Annotated in this window: 18 protein-coding genes; 11 read left to right on the top strand and 7 right to left on the bottom strand. The window is 56.2% G+C overall.

All coding sequences use genetic code 11. From position 1 onward, the window contains the following. Nucleotides 1–2: 2 nt before the first annotated feature. The 3 genes from WC529_03935 to WC529_03925 all read right to left on the bottom strand — a co-directional run bounded on the left by WC529_03935 (nt 3) and on the right by WC529_03925 (nt 4,266). Nucleotides 3–767, bottom strand: a complete 765-nt coding sequence (locus WC529_03935) for a class I SAM-dependent methyltransferase (GenBank protein MFA5113432.1) — start codon at nt 765–767, stop codon at nt 3–5. After that, the gene (locus WC529_03930) at nt 764–2,635 is read right to left on the bottom strand and encodes a hypothetical protein (GenBank protein MFA5113431.1); all 1,872 of its coding nucleotides are present in this window, start codon (nt 2,633–2,635) and stop codon (nt 764–766) included. Before WC529_03930 ends, WC529_03935 begins: the two co-directional genes overlap by 4 nt. A 71-nt stretch (nt 2,636–2,706) precedes the next feature. Next, entirely contained in the window at nt 2,707–4,266 is a 1,560-nt protein-coding gene (locus WC529_03925; protein MFA5113430.1) for a glycosyltransferase family 39 protein, read from the bottom strand. A gap of 68 nt (nt 4,267–4,334) precedes the next feature. Here WC529_03925 and WC529_03920 point away from each other — a divergent pair, with 68 nt between their 5' ends. From WC529_03920 to WC529_03895, 6 genes are read left to right on the top strand one after another with little or no spacing between them, the layout of a single operon-like run. Next, nucleotides 4,335–5,654, top strand: a complete 1,320-nt coding sequence (locus tag WC529_03920) for a CCA tRNA nucleotidyltransferase (protein ID MFA5113429.1) — start codon at nt 4,335–4,337, stop codon at nt 5,652–5,654. Then, nucleotides 5,647–6,657 carry an N-acetylmuramoyl-L-alanine amidase gene (locus tag WC529_03915; protein MFA5113428.1) on the top strand — a complete coding sequence of 337 codons (1,011 nt, stop codon included), beginning with the start codon at nt 5,647–5,649 and terminating at the stop codon, nt 6,655–6,657. The genes WC529_03920 and WC529_03915 overlap by 8 nt, the downstream gene beginning before the upstream one ends. 19 nt (nt 6,658–6,676) lie before the next feature. Next, entirely contained in the window at nt 6,677–7,537 is an 861-nt protein-coding gene (murI, locus tag WC529_03910) for a glutamate racemase (protein ID MFA5113427.1), read from the top strand. Nucleotides 7,538–7,539: 2 nt separating this feature from the next. After that, on the top strand, nt 7,540–7,893 hold the full coding sequence (gene queD, locus WC529_03905; GenBank protein MFA5113426.1) for a 6-carboxytetrahydropterin synthase QueD: 354 nt from the start codon (nt 7,540–7,542) through the stop codon (nt 7,891–7,893). A 1-nt stretch (nt 7,894) separates the two neighbouring features. After that, a complete protein-coding gene (gene dapF, locus WC529_03900) occupies nt 7,895–8,668 on the top strand; it encodes a diaminopimelate epimerase (protein MFA5113425.1) in 774 nt (257 codons plus the stop codon). After that, complete coding sequence (locus tag WC529_03895) at nt 8,655–9,827, top strand: LL-diaminopimelate aminotransferase (GenBank protein ID MFA5113424.1); 1,173 nt, start codon at nt 8,655–8,657, stop codon at nt 9,825–9,827. Before dapF ends, WC529_03895 begins: the two co-directional genes overlap by 14 nt. Here the strand turns inward: WC529_03895 and WC529_03890 are convergent. Beyond that, the gene (locus WC529_03890) at nt 9,811–11,040 is read right to left on the bottom strand and encodes an ATP-binding protein (protein ID MFA5113423.1); all 1,230 of its coding nucleotides are present in this window, start codon (nt 11,038–11,040) and stop codon (nt 9,811–9,813) included. The genes WC529_03895 and WC529_03890 overlap by 17 nt on opposite strands. Before the next feature lie 860 nt (nt 11,041–11,900). On the opposite strand from WC529_03890, the gene WC529_03885 reads away from it, so the two are divergent. Then, nucleotides 11,901–13,100 carry an SDR family oxidoreductase gene (locus tag WC529_03885; GenBank protein ID MFA5113422.1) on the top strand — a complete coding sequence of 400 codons (1,200 nt, stop codon included), beginning with the start codon at nt 11,901–11,903 and terminating at the stop codon, nt 13,098–13,100. Between the two features lie 668 nt (nt 13,101–13,768). Further along, nucleotides 13,769–15,247, top strand: a complete 1,479-nt coding sequence (locus tag WC529_03880; GenBank protein MFA5113421.1) for an ATP-binding protein — start codon at nt 13,769–13,771, stop codon at nt 15,245–15,247. Here WC529_03880 and WC529_03875 read toward each other — a convergent pair. Continuing rightward, nucleotides 15,222–16,181 (bottom strand): hypothetical protein, encoded by a 960-nt coding sequence (locus tag WC529_03875; protein MFA5113420.1) that lies wholly within the window; start codon nt 16,179–16,181, stop codon nt 15,222–15,224. The genes WC529_03880 and WC529_03875 overlap by 26 nt on opposite strands. A gap of 94 nt (nt 16,182–16,275) precedes the next feature. On the opposite strand from WC529_03875, the gene WC529_03870 reads away from it, so the two are divergent. Both WC529_03870 and WC529_03865 read left to right on the top strand, forming a co-directional pair. Continuing rightward, nucleotides 16,276–16,425 carry a hypothetical protein gene (locus tag WC529_03870; GenBank protein ID MFA5113419.1) on the top strand — a complete coding sequence of 50 codons (150 nt, stop codon included), beginning with the start codon at nt 16,276–16,278 and terminating at the stop codon, nt 16,423–16,425. Next, entirely contained in the window at nt 16,425–17,036 is a 612-nt protein-coding gene (locus WC529_03865) for a hypothetical protein (protein ID MFA5113418.1), read from the top strand. Before WC529_03870 ends, WC529_03865 begins: the two co-directional genes overlap by 1 nt. Here WC529_03865 and WC529_03860 read toward each other — a convergent pair. Continuing rightward, nucleotides 17,028–17,234, bottom strand: a complete 207-nt coding sequence (locus WC529_03860; GenBank protein MFA5113417.1) for a hypothetical protein — start codon at nt 17,232–17,234, stop codon at nt 17,028–17,030. The genes WC529_03865 and WC529_03860 overlap by 9 nt on opposite strands. A 98-nt stretch (nt 17,235–17,332) precedes the next feature. Here WC529_03860 and ileS point away from each other — a divergent pair, with 98 nt between their 5' ends. Beyond that, nucleotides 17,333–20,101 carry an isoleucine--tRNA ligase gene (gene ileS / locus WC529_03855; GenBank protein MFA5113416.1) on the top strand — a complete coding sequence of 923 codons (2,769 nt, stop codon included), beginning with the start codon at nt 17,333–17,335 and terminating at the stop codon, nt 20,099–20,101. Here ileS and WC529_03850 read toward each other — a convergent pair. Further along, complete coding sequence (locus WC529_03850) at nt 20,085–22,064, bottom strand: hypothetical protein (GenBank protein ID MFA5113415.1); 1,980 nt, start codon at nt 22,062–22,064, stop codon at nt 20,085–20,087. The two genes, ileS and WC529_03850, sit on opposite strands and share 17 nt — an antisense overlap. Nucleotides 22,065–22,117: the final 53 nt, after the last annotated feature.

The following is a 22,117-nucleotide window of genomic DNA, read 5'->3' as shown; positions in this document are numbered from 1 at the left end:
GATCAGGCCGGCAATCTATCGATGACGATCGTGTAGTTGGTCCCCGCGTAAGCGGTAAAAGGCGGTTGGACGCTGAACCGGTACGGGCCTTCCTGCCGGGCCGCGTCGATGACCGCTTCCCACTTTTCCAGCGGCCAGAAGTGGGAACCGACCCTGACGTTATATTTCAGGACCATTTCGAACGGCAGGAGGAGCAGGTAATTCATGATCGCTTCCACCGAATGCGCGGCGGTAAAGACCCGGCCCATGGCGGCGCCGTAGCGCAGCCGGTAATCGGCTCGTTTGTCTGCCATGTGTTCCCGGAAGATCCGGGTGGTATCGACATTGTCGACCGGGTTGGTCATGACCAGCCGCCCGCCCGGTTTCAGCACCCGGAGGATATCCAGCAGCGTCTGTTTCGGGTCGGAAACAAGATAGAGCGAATTATTGGCCAGCACGCCGTTGACGCTGGCGTCGCCCAGCGGCAACGCCTTTTGCATGTCGGCCCAGGTGAAGCGCAGCCGGGGGAACTTGTCCCGGGCGCGCTCCAGCGCTTCCGGCGAGTTGTCCAGCCCCAGGACGCGCCCGCCCATCAGTTCCGCCGCCACGGCGGCCGTGGAATTGCCGGTGCCGCAGCCCAGGTCAAGAAAAGTGCCGTAGCGATGGTCGTTGACCACCAGCGCGGCGTTTTGCTTGAGCAATTTAAGGTACGGAGTGGACCGGTTCCGGTCGTAGACGTGGAAATAGCCGCGCCAAAAGTTCCTTTTAATTCCGCCGGTCATGGTCATGATCTCTTTTTCCTCCCGAAGAGCCTGGTCCACAGCAGTTCCAGCGCGACCTTGATCCCGACCCCGATCGTCATATAACCGACGATGTGCAGCCGGCCGTTCACGCCCAGCTCCGCCAGCAGTTTGTTGAGCGCCGCTTCTTTCTTCCCGCCAAAAACGACGATCCCCTGCTCTTCTTCGTCGATCGCGATCCGTCCGCCGTAAGCCTCCGGCTCGACCCCGTCCTTGGTAGCCTTGCCGGCGGAACTGTGCTCGATAATGCCTTTCTGCTCGGCCGTCAGCCCGCGTCCTTCCACGGTGTTGCGGACCGAAAGGTTAGCCAGCCGCATCATGTCTTTGATCGCCCGCTTGCTCTGCGTCGTTCCGTAGATCGGGATCCCGTGGGTCAAAGCCAGCCAGAACCCCTTGAACAGGCCGTTGTCGAACCAGTATTTAAGCAGCTGCCGCCGGCCGATCTCCAGGGTCAGCCCCACCAGGATCTTACGGCCGCGCGCCTCTTTCTTGATCATCGCCTCCGGCACTTTCAGGACGCCGACGTTATGATCGCCGACTTTGACGTCGAACAGGTTGTACGAGACGATGCCGAGCAGATCGTGCTCCTCGCCCGGCGCCCCCTCGATCAGCGCCGTATAGCGCGAGTAGATCACCCGTTCGTTCATTTTCTCGTCTTCCAGCGACAGGGCTTTGATCAGCTCCGGCTTAGTCTTGCCCGCGGCTGTCCGGGTGCCGTGATAGACGCCCAGGATCGTGTCGCGCAGCCAGTTGATCACGCCGTTCAGGCGGGTGTAGAACTTCTCGGCCGGCGCTTCATACAACCGGACCCGCTGTCCCTGCAAGACCCGCAGCTCGCCCTGTTCCAGCACCGCGCGTTTTTCCAATTCGTTCAGTTCCGGTTTGGTCTGGCTCCCTTCTTTCAAACGGACGCTCGCCAGCGCCAGCGCCGCTTCGTCAAAGATCGCTTCCAGCTGGGTCAGCACCCGGGTCGCCGCCGTTTCCTGGTTGGGGAGCAGCCGCTTCGGCGCGGCTTTTTCCGTCAGCTGAACCCGGTTATGGATCTGCACCACGGCGACCAGCTCGCCGCTGAGCGGGGAAACAACTTTAATGAAGATCATCTGGCTCGGGCCCTTGGACAGCTCCAGGTCGTTCCTGATCGAATGCTCGTCGGCGACCAGCCCCTGGCTGCGGAACGATCCCGGCTCGGCGATATCGACGATGAACCGCTGCCCCGGCGCCTCGATCACGCTTTTCAGCGTGGTCTGCGGTTCGCTCCCCCCGCCGGCCGGATCGTACTTGGAGTGCCCGTTCATCATCCAGGGCGAGGAAGAATATTTCCGCTCCCATTTGCCGCCGTCGGCCGGGAAATAGATCTGGATGTTGCGGAAATTCAGGAGATTGACCACCGCCTGGATCCGGTCGACGACCGTTTCGGTGGTCGCGTCCGGCCCCATGGTCCGGAACAATTGTTTCGCGATCCCCAGCGCGTCGACCAGGTCGACCAGCTGCGTCTGCTGGCTCCGGCTGGTTTCCTTGGTGAAAACGCTCGCCAACCGGATGGCTTCGTTCATGTCGGCCATCAGGCGCCGCAGGTTAAAAGTATTGCCGAAAATATGTTCGCGGACCTGCATCTCCGAGATGCCGGCAAAGCTCTGGTTTTCCTGCAAGCGCGTGGGGAGGACAATGGTATCAAGGTTAGGATTCAGCCGTTTGGCCGTATCGACTAAACCGAGAATTTCCCGATAAGAGCTCTCGTTCAACCGGCAAAACCGCTTGATCAGTTCATGTCCCGCCCTGATGCCGAGCGGCTGCAGGCGCTCCCTGACGGCCGCCAGCGTCCGGTATCCCCCGGCTTTTGGTGTTCCTGTTACCATTCCGGGTATTTATCGGCAAAAAAAGGGGGGAATTTCAAGCAAAAACGGGCAAATAGCGGGCGCGGCGCCGGTTAGCGGCTCTTGACGTAGATCCGGGCTACCAGCCCTAAACCCGGAAAACTTTGCGACAGCTCCTCTTTGATCTCGCCGAGCTGGGATTTTTCCCTCAGGAAACTGTTCCAGCGGTGGACCGAGTCATCAAGCACCTCTTCGGTATAGGGGATAGCCGGATCGAGTTCCACCGCCAGGAAATACCGGGCGGCGCGGAACATTTCCGCCTCGCCGACGATCGGATCGGCCAGCACCGGCGCGTTCCAGTCCCAGAAATGGAAAGCGATCCCTTCGGGATTAAGCCGCTGCAGGTTCATGCCGGCCGCGATCGGGTAACGCGGCAGGATGTTGCCGCGGAAAAAGCCGAGCACCTGGATCATCCGTTCCCCCGACCGGCCGGATTGGTAAAGGCCGCCCAGCTGCGGCAGCCAGATCAGCGCCGGCAGCAGGATCACGACCAGTCCGGCGGCCGCCGCCCGCTGGTATTTTTCCAGGAGGTAGAATACCGTCGCCGCGAAAATAATGAAAACGAACGGCGCGATGATGTAAATGAACTGCGGCGCCTTGGTCGGGACCGTCAGGGTCGCCAGGAGCAGCGCCGTCCAGACAAAAGTGTAAAGCTTGCCGGTCTTGGGAAAACGGAAAGCGACCCAGGGGAGGAACAGCGAGATCACCATCAGCAGGCCGAGCCAGGGAGAAAAACTGAAGTGGCTGATGATCGCCCGCGGGTAGTAAAGCAGGATATTGCCGATCCCGGCGACCTGCTCGCCGCCGGAATAGCGGAAGATCGCCTGCAGCAGCAGCATGATCTTCCGGTTAAAGGTGGAAGTAAAAAACCAGGCGGCGATCAGGACCGCCAGCACGCCGATCACCACCAGTTTCCGGTAAGCCCACCAGAAGAACGGCACCGCCGCCTTCTCCCCTTTTTTGCTTAGCGTCACGACTTCCGCGCCCAGCGGTCCGAGCTTGCCGAGCGTCATGACGATAAAGGCCGGGACCATCAGGTAAGCGTACAGGTAATTGGTGTAGATCGACAGGCCGAGCAGGACGGCCAGGATCAGGTAGTTGACCGTCAATTTTTTCTCTTCGGTCAGGATGTAAAAATAGAACGCCGCCATAAAGATCAGCGCGCCGAGCCCCTCCAGCGTGTTCTCGGTGCCGAAACGGGCCATCAGCGGCGAGGTCAGGGCCAGCACGCAGGCCAGCGCCCCGATCCGCCACCCCTGGCGGTCGCAAAATTTGACCGAAACGAGGTAAGTGATCAGCAGGGTGGCGAAGAACATCGCGAAGCTGAGAAAGCGGGCGGAAAAATAGCTGACGCCGAAACAGAGAAAAAAGACCGACAGCACCCAGGAGTGGAGAAAAGGCCAGAACATCTGCCGCTGGGTGTCGTACCAGAAGCCGCTCAGGTCGAGCGCCCGGACATCCTTGGCCAGCGCCAGGCCGTAAAGCGCGTGCTGGGCTTCTTCTTTGGCGAAAGCGTCGCCGAGCAGGACGCGATTGATAAAAAGCAGGCCGCCCAGGACCACAAAAGCTGTGAGGACAATGACCAGGCCCTTCTGGAAATCAGAGAGCTTCATGCCGGTTATTATATTATACCCCCCTTGCCTTTACAATAGTTTTGCCTTGGGCTAAACTAAAACCAGCTATGGAGATCAGGGCCGGCGCCGCCGCTATTATCCGGGAGCTGAAAACCCGCGGGCATCAAGCTTACGCGGTCGGCGGCTGCGTGCGCGACGCCCTGCTCGGCAAAACGCCTCACGAATGGGACATTACCACCAGCGCCCGGCCGGCCGAGGTCAAAAAACTGTTCGCCAAGGTCGTCCCGACCGGGCTCAAGTACGGCACGGTGACCGTTATCCTGCCGGACGGCCATTACGAAGTGACGACTTTCCGGTCGGACGAGCGGTACGTCGACGGCCGCCACCCGGACAACGTCAAGTTCACCGACGACATCCATCGCGACCTGGCGCGCCGCGATTTCACGGTCAACGCCCTCGCCTACGACCCGGAGAGCGGCGAATTGCTCGATGATTTCGGCGGGCGGAAAGACCTGGCCGGCAAAGTGCTCAGGACGGTCGGCGACCCGGTCGCCCGCTTTGCCGAGGACGGCCTGCGGCCGCTCCGCGGCTGCCGCTTCGCGGCGACCCTCGGCTTCCGGCTCGAGGAAAGAACGCTGGCCGGCATGGCCCAGACGCTGCGCATCGCGAAAAAAGTCGCCCTGGAGCGGGTCCACGACGAGCTGGTCAAGCTCCTCGCGGCGGACAAACCGTCGGTCGGTTTTGACTACATGGCGCAGGCCGGCCTGCTCCCGCTTTTCCTGCCGGAGCTGGCCAAGTGCCGCGGGGTCGAACAACCGCCGGAATATCACCAGCACGACGTCTACTGGCACAGCCTCTACGCCTGCGACGCCGCCCCCCAGGAGCGGTTAACGGTCCGGCTCGCCGCCCTCCTCCACGACATCGGCAAACCGTCGTGCAAGGAGGGGATGACCTTTTACGACCACGACCAGGTCAGCGCCAAAATGGCGGAGAAACTGCTGCGGCGCCTGAAGTTCAGCAACGCCGACATCGAACAGACCGTCAACCTGATCGCCAATCACATGTTCGACTATAAGAGCGCCTGGAGCGACGCGGCGGTCCGCCGCTTTATCCGGCGGATCGGCGGCCCGGCCAACGTCCCCGACCTGTTCGCCCTCCGCCTGGCCGACACGCGGGCGATGCGGCAGACGATCGGCAACGCCTACCTGGCGGAGCTGCAGCAGCGGATCGACCGGATCGTCGCCGAGGCGAACGCCCTCCACATCGGCGATCTGAAAGTTAACGGCAAAGACGTGATGAAGACGCTCAAGATCAAACCGGAGCCCAAGGTCGGCCAGGTCCTGCGCGCCCTGCTCGAACAAGTCCTCGACGACCCCGAGCTGAATGACCGCCAAACCTTGCTGAAGTTGATCAAAAAGCATGGTTAAGAAGGCGTTTTTCGCGCTGCTCTGCCTGCAAACGTTCGCGCTCGCCGCCCAGGTCGAGCTTTGCTCCGTCGAGATGAAGCGCGACCGCGGCTATGACTACCTCGACGTTTACACCACCGGCTACGTCGTCGCCAAAGGGCTGCTCCTGGAGGACAAGCTCTATCTCGACTTTCCCGGCGCGACGGTCGGCAAGAAACTGAGGCTGGCGAAAAAGGCCTCCCGGCGGATCGCCAATATCCAGGTCGTCCGGAAAGACGCGCGCACCGCCCGGATCGTGGTCACGCTCAAGCGGACGATCGATTACGACATCGTCAACGTGTTCGGCCGCGACAAGTCGGTGATCGAGATCGGCGACCGGCTCGACAATATTTTTGCCCAGCAGGTGGCGGCGGAAAAGGTCTATTTCCGGCGCAAAGCCAAAGCGCTCAAACCGCTCGAACTGGCGCCTACCGCCGCGGCGCCAACGGCCAAGCTGCGCGGCAAAACGATTATTCTCGATCCCGGCCACGGCGGCGACGATCCCGGGGCGGCGAACGGCCGCGGTAAGCCGGAAAAAGACCTGACCCTGGACACCGCGCAGAAAGCGGCTGAGCTGCTGCGGGAAGCCGGCGCCAAGGTCCTGCTGACGCGCAACGAAGACCGCCGCTCCAACCTGTACGACGTGGTTGATTTCGCCAACCGGAGCGGCGCTGACATTTTCGTCTCCATCCACTATAATTCCACTTATCAGAGCGGCATTTCCGGTTCGGAGAGTTACTATTACAATCCGCTGAGCCGGCGTTTTGCCGCCGTGATGCACGAAGCGGTCGTCCGGGGGATCGACCGGAAAGACCGGGGGCTCCACCGGGTCAGTTTTTACACGGTCAAGAACGTCCGGATGCCGTCGGTCCTGCTGGAACCGGCCTACCTGTCCAACAACGACGAGAACGACCTGGTCAACTCGGCGTCGTTCCGGGCCAAGGTCGCCGCGGCGATCGCGCAAGGAGTGATCAACTATTTCTGAAGTAACGATCATCAGGCACGTGGCGACCGACCGGGTGGTCGGCAAGAGCGCCGGCAAGGTCGAGGACCGCAAGGTCCCGCCCTCTTCGCCGATCGGGATCTTTGATTCCGGCGTCGGCGGCCTGACGGTTTACCGCGAGCTCCTCCGCCAGCTGCCGCACGAAGACGTCGTCTACCTGGCCGACACCGCCCGCGTGCCGTACGGCGGCCGGCCGGCCGAAGAGATCGTCAAGTTCAACGAAGAGATCATCCCCTTCCTGATCGACAAGCACGGCGTCAAGCTGATCGTCGTCGCCTGCGGCACGTCGTCCGCCATCGCCTACCCGCTCCTCAAGGACCGCTACAAGGTCCACCTGATCGGCCTGATCGAGCACGGCGCGCGCGCGGCGGTCGCCGCTTCCCGCTCCGGCCGGATCGGCCTGATCGCCACCGCCGGCACCGTCAACTCCGGCGCGTACCAAAAACAGATCGCCGAGCTGAAGCAAGAAGCGGTCGTCTTCGCCCAGGCCTGCCCGCTCTTTGTCCCGCTGATCGAAGGGGGCTTTACCGAGGCGGACGAGACCAGGAAGGTCGTTAAGGAATACTTAAAGCCGCTCTTGCACGAAAAGATCGATACGCTGATCCTCGGCTGCACCCACTACCCGCACCTGGCCAATCTGCTGCGCGAGCGGACCGGCCCGGAAGTCGCTTTTGTCGACCCGGCGGAGACGGCGGTCGCCGAGGCGAGAAAACTGCTGGAAAAGGCCGGCACGGTCAAGGGAAAGAACTCGCCGCCCCCCAAGCATGAGTTCCTGGTCACCGGCCCCGTCCTGCAGTTCCAGGAGGTCGGTTCCCGGCTGCTTGGCAAACCGATCACCCACGCCAAACATGTTATAATATAGTGATGTTCGAGCTGATGGTGGAAGACACTTTTGACGCCGCCCACGCTCTCCGGGGTTACGAAGGCGCCTGCGAAAACCTGCACGGGCACACCTGGCGGGTCCAGGTCTTTTTGACCGGGACCAGGCTGAACAAGATCGGCCTGATGGAAGACTTTAAGGTGGTCAAGAAAGAACTGTCCGCCGTTCTCCGGCCGTTCGACCACCGGCTGCTCAACGACGTCGCGCCGTTCCTGATCAAGAACCCGACCTCGGAGAACCTGGCGGAAACGATCTTCAAACAGCTGCGCAAGCGTTTTAAAACGATCGCCAAAGTGGTCGTTTGGGAGTCGACGACAACCTATGCTGCCTTTTATTAAAATGCACGGCCTCGGGAACGATTTCGTTCTCGTGGACAGCCGCAAAACCAAGCTGGACGGGCTCGACCTGAAGCAGCTCGCCCAGGCGGTTTGCGACCGGCATTTCGGCGTTGGCGCGGACGGCCTGCTGATCGTCTGGCCGTCGGAGAAGGCGCACTACCGGATGCAGGTGATCAACCCCGACGGGTCGGAGGCCGAGATGTGCGGCAACGGGATCCGCTGTTTCGCCAAGTACGTCTACGAGACCGATAAGCTCAAAGAAGAGGTCATCTCGGTCGAAACGCTGGCCGGGACGATCCTGCCGGCCGTTATCCTGGACGGCGGCAAGGTCCTCGCCGTTGAAGTCGACATGGGCATACCCAAAGCTGAAGGGGAAGTCTCCCTCGCCGGCCATAAATTCCAGAAGATCTCCATGGGCAATCCGCACGCTGTCGCTTTCGTCGCCGATGTCAACGCGATCGACTTGCCGGTCATCGGCCCGCGGGTCGAGAACGATCCCCACTTCCCGAACCGGACCAACGTCGAGTTCGTCCAGGTCTTGAGCGACAAGGAGCTCGAGGTGATTGTCTGGGAACGGGGCGCTGGCGAAACGCTCGCCTGCGGCACCGGCGCCTGCGCCTGCGTCGCCGCCGCCCACCTGGCCGGCAAGACCGGCCGGCGGGCGTTAGTCCGTCTCCCCGGGGGTAATTTGGACATCGAGTTGAACGACGAGGAGCATATCTTAATGCGCGGCCCGGCCCAGACCGTCTTTGAGGGGAATTATGAAAACAGCTAAAAGACTCGATTTGATCCCGCCCTATCTGTTCGTCAAGATCGAGGAAAAGAAAGCGGAGCTGGTCAAAAGCGGCGTCGACGTCATCGATTTTGGCATCGGCGATCCCGACCTGCCGACCCCGGCGCATATCATCGCCAAAATGCGCGAGGTGCTGGACAGCAAAGAGGCGGCCAATTACCCGACTTCCAAAGGGGAATTCGTTTTCCGCAAAGCCGTTGCCAAATGGTACCAGAAGCGTTTCAAGGTCGAGCTGAACCCGCGCGACGAGATCTGCTGTCTGATCGGCTCGAAGGAGGGCATCGCGCACCTGCCGCTCTGCTTTATCGATCCGGGCGATGTTGCCCTGATCCCCGATCCTTCATATCCGGTCTACAAGATCTGCACCACCCTGGCGGGCGGCGAACCGTACCTGCTGCCGCTCACCGCGCAGAACAACTTTATCCCCGACCTCGACCGGGTCCCGGCCGACATCCTGAAGCGGGCCAAGATCCTCTTTGTCAATTATCCGAACAACCCGACCGGGGCGGTTTGCGACAAAGCGTTCCTGGAGAAAGCGGTCGCCTTCGCCAGGCAGAACGATCTGCTGCTCGTCTCCGACCTCGCCTACTCCGAAATGGGCTATGACGGCTACCGGCCGATGAGTATTTTGGAGCTCCCGGGGGCGAAAGATGTCGCCATCGAGTTCCACTCCCTCTCCAAGACGTACAACATGACCGGCTGGCGCATCGGCATGGCGGTCGGCAACAAGGCAGCGGTCGGCGCGCTGGCGAAGCTCAAGTCGAACATCGACAGCGGCGCTTTCAAGGCGGTCCAGTTGGCCGCGATCGAGGCGCTGTCCGGCCCGCAGCAATGCGTGGAAGACAACCGGCAAGTGTTCGAGGAGCGGCGCAACGTCTTGATCGATGGCCTAAATTCGCTCGGCTGGAAGATGGCCCGCCCGCAAGCGACATTTTACATGTGGGTCCCGGTGCCGAAAGGCGAAACGTCCGCTTCCTTCACCGAAAAGCTGCTCGACAAGTGCGGCATTCTGGTCGTTCCCGGCAACGGTTACGGCCCCTCCGGCAAAGGTTACGTCCGTTTTGCCATTACCCTGCCGAAAGAGCGGATCGCGGAAGCCATTCAGCGCTTGAAAAAAGCGGGGATCAGCGGGGGAGCGTGATCCGGAACCTGGTCCCTTCCCCAACCCGGCTTTCTACCGTTATCTCCCCGTTATGCCCTTTAATGATCTGGTAGGTGATCGCCAGCCCTAAGCCCAGCCCTTCTTCTCTGGTGGTAAAGAACGGCTCAAAGATATCTTTGACCTTATCCGCCGGTATCCCCCGGCCGGTATCGGCTATTTCCAAGATGACCGCGCCAGCCGTCGCGCGAGTATTAATGGTTAGCTTGCCCCCGGTCGGCATCGCCTGGATCGCGTTCAAGATCAGGTTCGTTATAACTTGCGTTAGCTGCTGCGGGTCGGCGTTGATCTCCGGCAGCCGGCCGAGCTCCTTGCCGATCGTGATCTGGTGGTTGCGGCAGCGGTGCTCGAACAGTTTCAAGTCGTGCTCGATCAGCTCGTTTAGCTGCACCGGCGCGAAGATCAGCCGGGGCGGCCGGCCGAGCTGGATCATGCCGTCGACCAGCCCGTCGAGCCGGTCGATCTCTTTCGGCACTACCCGCTTAAAGTCTTCCAGGAATTCCGGGTCGTTGGCGTTCTTGTCGATCGCCTGCGTCATCCCTTTCAGCGCGGCCAGCGGGTTCTTGATCTCGTGCGCCATGCCGGCGGCGATGCGGCCGAGCGCCGACAGCTTATCCGCCTGCAGCAGCTGTTTTTGCGCCGCCAGGTTCGCTTCGTGCAGCCGGGCGTTCTCGATGGCGATCGCCAGCTGGTTGGACAGGGTCGTCAGGAGGTCGAGGTCCTCGTCGGTGAACATGTCTTGCGACAGTTTGTTGCCCAAATTAAACAGGCCGATCAGCTTTTCTTCGAAAAAGAGCGGGATCGAGAGCGCGGCGCCGAGCCGCCGCATTTCTTCCTGTGCCAGCGCCAGTTCCGGGGCGTTCTTCGTTATTGCCCGGTGGGCCAGTTCTTCCTGATCGAGCGCCACCCGTTCTTTTAAGAGCAGCTTCACCATGGCGGCGTTGCCGGCAAGTTCCTTCTCCTCGATCAGAATCGTCGCCCCGTCCAGCTTCATAATGTCCCTAACCTTCTCGCTGATCAGTTTCAATAGCTTATCCAGTTCGATCACCGACACCGCGTACTGGCTCAGGTGCTTCAGCATGTTCTGGTAGCTGTACTTGCTCTTGTAGAAGCGGTTATCGATGAATTCCTGGATCTTGTCTTTGAGGGGCTGGAAGGCAAGGGCGAAAATAAATATAAATACACCCCCGACCATCAATGGGTCATATCCTATTTTTGTTTGCATTAGCTGGCCTATTGAAAATACTAAAAACAAGTAAATACTAGTGAGTGCTGCGATCGAAATTGAATACACTAAGCCTTTCTGCACGATTACTCTTACATCCATGAGCCTATACCTTATCATCGCGTAAAATATAATTAACGGATAAATAAAAAAAGGCAAAAACCCTATTGGCATCATTGGGAAATACACAGGCAAGAACCCGGAGGCACCACAAGCAAACCCTAGCGCAGATGCCCAGAACAAATATAGCACCTGGTTTTTCTTAATACCTGAGCTCACCTTATAAGCCTTATACAACAAACATTCCCCGTATATAGCTGCCACAAATAAATGGGCGACATAAAAATGATAAACAGGCTTTGCTTTCCACCAATATATACCAATATCGCTCATAAACACTGCATCAGCAAAATAGCCAAGCAAATAAGCGCAAAATAATATTGTGCTTAACAAATAAGACAGCCGAACAATTATGCGATTTTTATCTTCTAAATACGAAAAAACAAAATCAAGAAATGTTGTTGGGACAAAAAAGCCCCCTATAAATAAAGGAAGCATGGCCCTTTCCGCCTGGCTCAAGCTTTTTGCGGACAGCATCAAATACTCGCCATAGCATAAAAACCCAACAAAAATCCCAAGCTTTGCCCAATTCCATTTAATTGAGCTTCTAGGCCCTACTAATAATGCATAAATTGAAACAACAGAGCTGGTTAATACTCCCAACAACAATGATAATCTTAGTACGTCAACAATCATAATTACTTATCCCTATTCTCTTCATTATATTTCTTTACTTATTCTATTATTCTTGGCATAATCATAACAATTATATGAGGATTGCACTGACTGGCGCAACTGGTCTCTTGGGCAGGAATCTTCTTTTTGAAATTATTAAACAGTACATTGGTAAGATGGACACCCTCGAGCTTCTTATTCTCGGCCGATCCGGAATTGACACCTCCTTAGACAATCGGTTAGAAAACATAATTGATAAAGAGGGGTCATATTACTTAGGCTATAATGGGCACCTTAGCGAAGATAATAAATTAAACATATTTCGCCGTTCTGTCCCAATATTCTTTGACTTAACCCATAACAACTTAGGCATTTCCGATGACAGCTTTAATATTCTAAAAAGAAAAGATATTGATCTTTTCTTCCATATTGCTGCGCTTACGGACTTCCGATCTGGCGATATTATTAAGCATAAACTTTATGATGTCAACGTTAATGGCACAAAAAGGGTCTTAGATTTAATTAGTACACTAAACGTGAAGCAATTCATTTATGTTGGTTCGGCATATTCATGCGGGAGCAAAACAGGCCTAGTCAGAGCAGATTATGCCAATGCAGACGAAACCTTTAGAAACCCTTATGAACAATCTAAACTGTTAGCAGAACTTCTTGTAAGATCTTTTTCCAAGAATTCTGGTATTCCAACAAAGATTTTCCGCCCCTCAACCATAGGCGGCAGATTGATTGAGCCTCCCATTGGATACATTAATAAATTTGATGTTTTTTATGCCTGGGCTGCTTTTTTCTTGCGTTATAAATATAAGATTATAAACAACTTGCCCCATCTTTTCTCTGAGCCATTGGAAATCCCTATAAGAATACATTTTAACCCGAGAGGAGGCCTTAACATTGTTCCGGTTGACTATGCCGCCAAAGCGCTCTACTTCGCTTGCCTTGATTCGGATTCCTCAGAGAGCTACCATTTAGCAAATAGGCATCAAACCCCTAATCAGTTTTATGGTGATGCCATTTTTAAAACACTTAATATGCATGGATATAAATACGTATTAGAAGAGCCTACGGACAAAAACAAGATCGAACAACTGTATTACAAAACCGTTGGAGAAATATTTACCCCCTATGGCTTGAGCGAGGAAATAACTTTTTCTCTAGACAACATTGAAAAGACCGATCTAGCACATGGCCTTTCATGCCCTCCCATAAATGAAGAGAATCTCAACAAGCTATTGGCTTTTGCTGCGCATAATTATTTTGGAGTCATCCATCAACCATGACATTATCTTTCAATATATACTCTATCCTTCCTTTGTTTTCTAGCATTTGTTTATTTTGTTTTGGCCTATTTGTTTTTAGCAGAGACAGCAAGTCTACTCTTCACAGAACGTTTTCACTCCTTTGCGGCAGCACTGGATTATGGGCCTTCGGCTATGCCTTGATGTATGCAAGCGATAATATCGCTAATGCTGTTTTTTGGGCGAGGCTTGGTTACTTAGGGGTGATTTTTATCCCCATCTCCCTCTATCATTTCACTATTACCTTTCTCCAAGACCAGAAGCGGAAGAAATACTTGCCCTACATATACCTGATTGGCTTAATATTTATCATTGCTTCTAGAACCGACTATTTTATTAACGGGATGCACAATTATTTCTGGGGATATTATCCGAGCGTTGGCATTTTTTATCCTTTTTGGGTGCTTTTTTACGGCAGCATGTTTTTATGGACCGTGTATATTCTTTATAGTGCATACACAAAACAAGGAGAAGAAAAACCTTTTGCTCAAAAACAACAAATAAGATACGTTCTATTTGCATTTTTTGTAGCTTCTTTTAGCTGCGTTGATTATCTACAAAACTTTAATTTAGAAGTCTACCCTTTCGGATATATTATTGCGTTTATTTGCATCCCAATTATTGCCTACGCAATTCTTCGTCACCGGCTCATGGATATCGAAGTTGTCATCAAGAAGACCGCCGCCTACTCCCTTCTCACCGCCATCATTACCGGGATATTCCTGTCGGTGATCGTGATCAGCGATTACGTGGTGCGGGCAACGATGGGGACCAGCTCGATCTGGGTCGGCATCCTGGCGGCGTTCGTGGTGGCACTGGTGTTCCAGCCGCTCCGCGACCTGGTCCAGAAAGGGATCGACAAGCTGTTTTTCCGCACCCGCTACGAATACCAGTCGATCATCAACAAGTACTCCCACGCCCTCGCCCGCCCCATGGCGGACCTCGACCGCTTTGCCCGGATCGCGCCGTACTTATTGTGGAAATCGATGAAGCTTTCCAACTCTTCGCTCATGGTCCTCGACCGGGTCACGAAAAAATACGTCCTTCGCGCCGGCGAAGGGACAGCCAAAGAGCTGATCGGCCAGACCCTCCCCGAAGACTCGGCGCTGATCCAGGAGCTGGCGCTCCGCTACAAGGAGATCGACCGCGAAGAGCTGAGCTACCGGCTGCGCGATGACAAAAAGCTGAGCGACCAGCAAAAGGCGTGGTACCAGCGGATCCTCGCCGAGCTCGACCAGATCAAGGCGGCGCTGGTCATCCCCAATATCTCGGAAAGCGAATATTTTAACAAGCCGACCCTGCTGGCGCTGCTTTGCCTCGGGCCCAAAATGTCGGAAGAGCAGTTCTCGCGCGAGGACGTCGAATTCCTGGAAACGCTCGGCCACCAGGCAACGATCAGCATCGAGTACGCCTTTATCCTGGAAGAGCTGAAGAAGAACCAGGAGCAGGTCATTAAAAGCGAAAAATTGGCGGCGCTCGGCACCACCACCGCCGGCATCGCCCACGAGCTGAAGAACCCGCTCACCTATTTATTGACGGTCGCCCAGACCATGGAGAGCGCCTGGGACAACAAGGCCTTTAAGGAAAGCGTCATCAAGATGCTCCCCTCGGAGGTCGAGCGGATGAAACTGATCATCGACGGGCTGTCGGATTTCTCCAAACAGCACGAGCTCCGCCTGGAGCCGACCGAGATGACCGCGGTCATCGACAAAACGCTCGCCGTCCTCGCTTACGAGACCCGCAAGAACAACGTCTTCGTCAAAAAGCACTATCCGGCCGAGAACGAGGAAAAGGCGATCGCCATTGCCGACAAGTACCGGATCGTCCAGGTCTTTATGAACATCATCGCCAACGCCGTCCAGGCCATGGGAAAGCAGGGAGGAGACTTGGCCATCACCGTCCGGCAGGACGAAAAAGAGGTCAAGATCTCGATCATGGACACCGGGCCGGGGATCCCGGCCGAACAGCTGAAAAAGGTCTTCGATCCTTTCTTTACCACCAAGGAGAGCGGCACGGGGTTGGGGTTGTCCATCACCAAGCGGATCGTCGACGAACACCACGGAACGCTCTATGTGGATTCCCACGTCGGCGAGGGGACGACTTTTACGATCTGCTTACCGCGGGCGTGAGGCGTTCATACTTGAATACTTTAGAACTGCCATGGGGAGGATGATTCCCAAACACCAGCGGAAAGGTGCTGTCGATCGTTGGCGCGCCATAAATGGCTGCTAATATAACAGGTAAAAACTGCCCCCGTATTTCTCCGAAAAGCATCGAGCTGTTAAACCGCATAAGAAATGAATAAGCGCTCATAAAATTATCAAGGTTTATATTCAAGCGACCGTGATCGATATCTAAAGGCAGGAACAAGGTTGAGATCAACTCCGGCAATAAGATGGATTCTAACGGCAAATAACCACACATCCTTACCCTGTCGCTCAGCTGGTAAAGCCTATTGACAAAGGCTTGACCGGTCAGATGCTCAAAGAGCGCTTGCGCAGAGGTCCTTGCTTGTTGGCCGTCGACACAATCAAACAGAGGGATATATTCATATGGATTTATCTCCGCATTAGGGAAAAAGTTTTTTATCTCAAGAAGCCTACGCTCAGCAAGCAGGACAGCTCTTAATGATTCATCTCTCCGTAATGATTCATGGACCTTTTCCCATTCCGCCGAAAAATACGGTTTCCAGCAACTTTTTGGATCTAACCCATACTTTAATATCAATTTGGCTTTCGACCTGTTATCCAATTCATTGGGCGTCGCCTCCCCAATGGGAGACGTAACATTGGCTTCGCTTGGCAAATAACTTTGATGAGCGTTCGTGATAAACCACCCAATTACCTCGGCGTGATATCTCCCTGCTTCTTGCTCATCGCCGGTATGCGGGCCGAAACTGTATCGGGGCTCGAGCAAACGGGGCACTTCCTCCTCTCTCATCCCTCGGTAATAATGATGATAACCGGCGGGCTTTTTACCATCCTTAAAGACGTCGGGCTTTAGCTTCTGCTGGATATAGCTTCTGATCATTGTCGGATATTCGGCGCAAAATATTTTTGCCATATATGCCTGCTTGTACTCTCCGGTATTTATCGTTACTTTTTATTGGATATTTCAGGCAAATATTGCGTTTTCGTGTTAAAATAGCGTCTATACCATGGCCGAGTATAAGCACACCCTTAACCTGCCCCAAACGGAGTTCCCGATCCGCGCGAACCTTGCTAAGGTCGAACACCACGGCTCGCTCTATGTCGATTCGCACGTGGGGGAAGGTACGACCTTTACGATCTGCCTGCCGCGGGCATGATGGCAAGGAGGCGAAACCGCCCGCGTAAAAAGATCTGGTTCATCTTAGGCTTGTCGGGCGCCGGAAAAACCCACTTCAGCAATTTTCTGGCGGCGCAACATGATTTCCTCCATTTGAATATCGACGAAAACGGCATCGATTCTTACGGTCTGGAGCAGGCCTGGGCCCTGTTTGAGCAAAAAGGGAGCATTGAGCCGCTGATCTCGGCAATAACCGCTCGATACCGATCAGCCAAAAAAGCCGGCGCGGTACTGTCCTTTACCAGCGTTCATTTTATCCCGATAGACAAGATCCGGGCGCTCAAGAAGGTCGCGATCGTGGCCTATCTGTTCGGCGGCCGGCAAAAATGCCGCGATAGTTTCCTGCGCCGCGAAGAGACCGAACAGCGGCTCCCTCCGGAGATAAATAAGGCCAAAAACTGGAATATCGCCAACCGGGAGCTGCTGGGCCGTTTAGCCCAGCCCATTTATCGCCGTTATATGGCAGGCGTTTTCCGTGCGAACGGCGACCGGAAAACGCCCGAAGCGCTCTACAATGAGATAAACGGCCGCGGCCTTGTCACTCTGGGGAGGATCACGGCACTGTTTAAGAAGTTATTGCGGTCAGTTTGAGGCGGAATTCCGGGCGGCTTCTAGCTGCGCTTTATAAAGCTCTCTTTGCGCCTGCACTTTCTCGTAATATTCCTGCAGGTTCTTTTCCCTGGCCGTCAGGCCGCTGTTGTCTTCCGCCGCCTCGCCACTGGCATAAGTAAAACCGCAGACCAGCAGGTAACAAATAACTATTAATACCAGCGTTTTCCGGCGATCCATTATATTGTTATTATCGTGTTATTGCGGGTAAAACTTGCGGAGCTAACGGACGTGAAGGGTTAGCCATGACGCAGTTTTCATGTTAAAATACCGTCAAAATGTCCGAAGAGAAAGCAAAATACAAACACACCCTGAACCTGCCGCAAACCGACTTCCCGATCAAGGCAAGCCTCGCCAAGGTCGAGGAGGAGTTTCTGGGTAAATGGGCGGGGTCGGACATCTACCATCAGCTCCTGGCCAAGAATAAGGGAAAAAGCAGCTACATCCTGCACGACGGCCCTCCCTACCCGAACGGCGACATCCACCTCGGCCACGCGCTGAACAAGACGCTCAAGGACATCATCGTCAAATATAAATCGATGTCCGGCTTTTTTGCCCCGTATATCCCCGGCTGGGATTGCCACGGTCTGCCGATCGAGACCCAGCTCTTGAAAGAGATCGGCGACAAGCGCAAGGAGATGCCGGTCATCGAGTTTCGCGAAAAGTGCAAAGAGTACGCCTTGAAATACGTCGACCTGCAGCGAAAAGAGTTCCAGAAGCTCGGCATCTTCGGCGAATGGGACAAGCCGTACCTGACGATCGATCACCCGTACGAGGCCAAGATCATCGAGCTGTTCGGCAACCTGGCGGAAAAAGGGTACGTCTATCGGGGGCTCAAGCCGATCCACTGGTGCCCGACCGACATGACGGCGCTAGCGGAAGCGGAGATCGAGTACGAGGATGACCGATCGCCGTCGATCTATGTCAAATTCGAAATACTAAATACTAAATCCGAAATAAATTCTAAGGTCCGAAATCCTAATTTACCAAAGGACAAGCCCTGGTCAGTCATTATTTGGACCACTACTCCCTGGACCTTGCCGGCGAACGTGGCGGTGGCCGCGCACCCCGGCTATGAATACGTGTTCTTGGATATCGGCAGCGAAGTCTACGTCGTCGCGGAAGGACTGCTCAATAACTTTGTCGATAAGCTGGGGTTAAAAGACCATAAGATCATTGATAAGGCCAAGGGGAATATGCTGGAAGGGATATTGTGCAAACATCCTTTTGTCGACCGCGAGGTCCCGATCGTTAACGACGAATATGTCACCCTGGAACAGGGGACCGGCTTTGTCCACATCGCCCCCGGCCACGGCGCGGAGGACTACCAGGTTGGCCTCAAGTATAAACTGCCGATCGTCATGCCGGTCGACGAACGCGGTTATTTCGACGGCACCGTCCCCGACTTCATCAAAGGGAAACATTACGACGAGGCGAACAAGCTGATCACCGAAAAGATGAAGGAGAACGGCACGCTCCTTAAACTCGAGTTCTTCAAGCACCCCTACCCCCACTGCTGGCGCTGCAAGAAGCCGGTCATCTTCCGGGCGACCGAACAATGGTTCATCGCGGTCGACCATCAGGCGATGCGCCAGGAAGCGCTCAAGGCGATCACGCAGACCAAATGGTTCCCCGCCTGGGGGGAGAACCGGATCCGCGGCATGGTGGAGACGAGGCCCGACTGGTGCGTCTCGCGCCAGCGCTCCTGGGGAGTGCCGATCCCGGCCTTCTATTGCGTCAAGTGTAAAAAACCGCAGCTGACCGGGCTCTTTAACAAAGCGATCGTCGAGCTCGTCAAAAAAGAGGGGACCAACGGCTGGTTTGCCAAAGAAGCCAAAGACATTCTGCCGGCCGGGACCAAATGCCCCGCTTGCGGCGGGACCGAGTTCACCAAGGAAACTGACATCCTCGACGTCTGGTTCGAGTCCGGCTCGTCGCATGCCGCCGTCCTGGAGACGCGGTCCGAGTTAAGCTGGCCGGCTGACCTCTATCTTGAAGGATCCGACCAGCACCGGGGTTGGTTCCAGTCCTCGCTCCTCCTTGCCATCGGTTATAAAGGACGGGCGCCGTTCAATGCAGTGCTGACGCACGGCTTCACCATCGACGACAAGGGGAAAAAGATGAGCAAGTCGCTCGGCAACGTCATCGACCCCAACGACGTCGCCAAACGGTACGGCGCCGATGTCCTCCGCCTCTGGGTCGCGTCGACCGATTTCCGCAACGACATGGCGGCCTCGGAAAAGATCTTAAAACAGGTCCAGGAAGCGTATTCGAAAATACGCAACACCTGCCGTTTCCTGCTAAGCAATCTTAACGACTTCAACGGCGGTAAACCCGAACAGTTGCTGGAAATAGACCAATGGATACTGCTCAAGCTTAACCGGCTGACCGAAAAGATCGTTAAAGCTTACGACGAGTTCGAGTTCCACCAGGTCTATCACGGGCTCTACGATTTCTGCGTCAACGACCTGTCGGCTTTCTATCTCGATATGTCGAAAGACCGTTTATATTGCGGCGGGAAAAATTCGCCCGAGCGCCGGTCCGCGCAGTTCGCTATGCATGAGATACTGACTACGTTGGTCAGATTAATGGCGCCGATCCTGTCCTTTACGGCCGAAGACATCCTGCGCTACACGAAAATTGACGGTTCGGTCTTTCTCCAAGGAATGCCGCAGGCCGACAAGGTTTACCTGGATGAAAAGTTGGGGGAGAAATGGGACGCGCTGCTCGACATCAGGGCGAAAGCTTACCAGAAGATCGAAGAATTGCGGGCGGCGAAGGCGATCGGTTCGTCGTCGGCCGCGCAGGTCACGCTCGCGGCCCGGGGGAAAGAGCTGGAATTGCTCCGGTCGGTGGAAAACTTATTGCCGATGATCATGATCGTCTCTAAAGTGGTATTGACCGAAGGGGAAAGCGACATAAAAGTTTCTCCCGCTCCCGGCGAGAAATGCCAGCGCTGCTGGCTCTACAGCGAAAGCGTCGGTCAGGACCAGGCGCATCCAACTCTTTGTCAGCGCTGCGCGTCGGTCGTCAAAGCGCTTGGTTGATCTTCTCCGCCGCGAGCAGCGCCCGTTCATACTGCAACCGCATCGAGTCCCGCACCCGTCCCAAAGAGGGATTGGTGAAGACTAACGCCATTGTCTCCAGTATCTCCCGGGCAAACGCCTGTTTCAGGTCGGGCGAGAGCTGGTTCGGGGCCGCCAGGTTCTCCAGGCCGTACGCCAGGGCGAACAGGAGCTTGACGGCAAGCACTTCGTCCGCCTGCCCGCTGGCCAGATAACCTTTGCCCACCAGGGTGAACAGCTTAAGCCAGCGCCGGGCCTGGCCGTTGACGAATATCTCGTAAAGACCGTCATAACTTTTCTCGGACAAATGCTCGAATACTTCCCCGATCTCCTGCTTGCCGGCCTTGAACGCGGCGATCAACCGCGAGACCCGGGCGTCGCGCCGCTCGCCGGCCGCCACCGGCCCATGTTCGGTCCGGTAAAGCTCTCCCGCTTGGGTTTCCAGCTGGTTTTCCTTGTTCAAACGGCAGTCACCGATGTATTCCCGGCGGCCGTCCGCCCGTTCGATAAATAATTCCACCCGGCGGCCGACCGCCCGAAAGACCAAATTGCCCGCAAGAAGTTCGTGGAAATAAATATCGCCCGGTTCAAGGTCGAACAGGTAGCGGATCTCCCGGTGCATGATCGCGCCGGCCGCGTTTAACCCGGCCCGTTTTTCCAGGCGCCCCAGTTCGGGGATCAAGCGCTCGATGTTGACGCCCGGCAGGCGCTGGTCCATCCGCTTGACCGGTTTGCCGTCGATCTTGAACATCCGCCCGGTCGAGGTTAATAGATTGCCGGTCGGGGAGAACTCGATCCGGCCGATCTCGCTGAAGCGCCGGTCCACCAGGGTACCGACCGCGATCTTGCTCCGGTAAGTGCGGCAGATCAGTTTGCCGGTCCGTGCCGCTTCCCGGTACGCGTTACCCGCCCGCATCGGGAAATAAAAATTGATGTTAAAGATCCGGGCCTGGACCCCTTTGGGGAACGTAGCGGTATCGAGCGTAACGTCGCGGGCGCTCAGCTCCTCGATCAGCCGGTCGACCCGAAAGTAATTGCCGTTCCGGGCCGGCTGGTCGAGCGGCAAGTCCTTGGTCGGGAGCGCGCCGATCAGCTCTTCCCCGTTCCGGGTTTTCTTGATCACTTCGATCCGGTCCGCGAAACCGACGCGCAGGAACAACCGCCCCTCAAAGATGTCGCGGAAATAGACGTTCTTCGGGTCGGCGCTAAAGACAAAAACGATCCCCCGGTGCTCGACCCGGACATCGTTGCCGTACAGCCTGACCGGCAGGTCGTGCAGGGCGAATTTTTCGATGTATTCATCGACCCGGACCCTCTCTTGCCGCTTGATCCGCTCGTCGGTCAGCTCGATCGTCCCGATGTATTCTTCCTGCCCGGCCGGGGTCCGTTCATAAAATTCGATCTTCTGGCTGTTGGCGAGCGCGATGATCCGCTGCTCGCGGACCGCTGCCCCGAAATGGGCATGCTGGCCGGTCGGGAAGACGAACGCTTGCCTATCGTGCACGATCTCCGCCCGCCGGTTCGCTTCTTCATAGTGATTGGCCCGGCGGACCTTGCCGAACTCGGGAAAGAGGGACTCCGCGGTTACGTGGCGGTAAGGTTTGCTCTCCCGGCACTTGATCAAGCCGTGCTTATCGGCCGCCGGTACGCCCTGGACCAGGAACGTCCCTTCCGGACCGAGCAGCGCCCGGCCGAGCACCTTGATCGCTCCTTCGCCGTTTTGCTGGCGGAGTTCCACCCGATCGGCATAAGCGACGAATTGCAGTTTTCCGGCCGCGAGCAGCGGGGCATAGACCCGCTCCTGGTTGGCGCTGAAATAAAGCCAGAGGCCGCGATATGTCAGACGAACGCCTTTGCCCGCGGTCGCGGCCAGCGTCCGCTCCATGATCGGCCTGGCCGCCGGCGGCTGGGAACTCTCCCTGACTCTCGGGATATAAATGGCCATGGTACTGTTTTTTCGTCCCGATGGGGAAAAAATTTCACCTTATGGTATAATGT

It is taken from the genome of Candidatus Margulisiibacteriota bacterium, assembly GCA_041650855.1.
GTDB lineage: Bacteria > Margulisbacteria > WOR-1 > O2-12-FULL-45-9 > XYB2-FULL-48-7 > JALOPZ01.
The sequence above is the reverse complement of the archived record's forward strand: the minus strand, read 5'-3'. Positions and strand labels throughout refer to the sequence as shown.

Bases quoted from the DNA above. Each gene is read 5' to 3' on its own strand.
- WC529_03935 (MFA5113432.1), bottom strand. From the start codon at position 767: ATGACCATGACCGGCGGAATTAAAAGGAACTTTTGGCGCGGCTATTTC.
- WC529_03930 (MFA5113431.1), bottom strand. From the start codon at position 2,635: ATGGTAACAGGAACACCAAAAGCCGGGGGATACCGGACGCTGGCGGCC.
- WC529_03925 (MFA5113430.1), bottom strand. From the start codon at position 4,266: ATGAAGCTCTCTGATTTCCAGAAGGGCCTGGTCATTGTCCTCACAGCT.
- WC529_03920 (MFA5113429.1), top strand. From the start codon at position 4,335: ATGGAGATCAGGGCCGGCGCCGCCGCTATTATCCGGGAGCTGAAAACC.
- WC529_03915 (MFA5113428.1), top strand. From the start codon at position 5,647: ATGGTTAAGAAGGCGTTTTTCGCGCTGCTCTGCCTGCAAACGTTCGCG.
- queD (MFA5113426.1), top strand. From the start codon at position 7,540: ATGTTCGAGCTGATGGTGGAAGACACTTTTGACGCCGCCCACGCTCTC.
- dapF (MFA5113425.1), top strand. From the start codon at position 7,895: ATGCACGGCCTCGGGAACGATTTCGTTCTCGTGGACAGCCGCAAAACC.
- WC529_03895 (MFA5113424.1), top strand. From the start codon at position 8,655: ATGAAAACAGCTAAAAGACTCGATTTGATCCCGCCCTATCTGTTCGTC.
- WC529_03890 (MFA5113423.1), bottom strand. From the start codon at position 11,040: ATGGTCGGGGGTGTATTTATATTTATTTTCGCCCTTGCCTTCCAGCCC.
- WC529_03885 (MFA5113422.1), top strand. From the start codon at position 11,901: ATGAGGATTGCACTGACTGGCGCAACTGGTCTCTTGGGCAGGAATCTT.
- WC529_03880 (MFA5113421.1), top strand. From the start codon at position 13,769: ATGGATATCGAAGTTGTCATCAAGAAGACCGCCGCCTACTCCCTTCTC.
- WC529_03875 (MFA5113420.1), bottom strand. From the start codon at position 16,181: ATGGCAAAAATATTTTGCGCCGAATATCCGACAATGATCAGAAGCTAT.
- WC529_03870 (MFA5113419.1), top strand. From the start codon at position 16,276: ATGGCCGAGTATAAGCACACCCTTAACCTGCCCCAAACGGAGTTCCCG.
- WC529_03865 (MFA5113418.1), top strand. From the start codon at position 16,425: ATGGCAAGGAGGCGAAACCGCCCGCGTAAAAAGATCTGGTTCATCTTA.
- WC529_03860 (MFA5113417.1), bottom strand. From the start codon at position 17,234: ATGGATCGCCGGAAAACGCTGGTATTAATAGTTATTTGTTACCTGCTG.
- ileS (MFA5113416.1), top strand. From the start codon at position 17,333: ATGTCCGAAGAGAAAGCAAAATACAAACACACCCTGAACCTGCCGCAA.
- WC529_03850 (MFA5113415.1), bottom strand. From the start codon at position 22,064: ATGGCCATTTATATCCCGAGAGTCAGGGAGAGTTCCCAGCCGCCGGCG.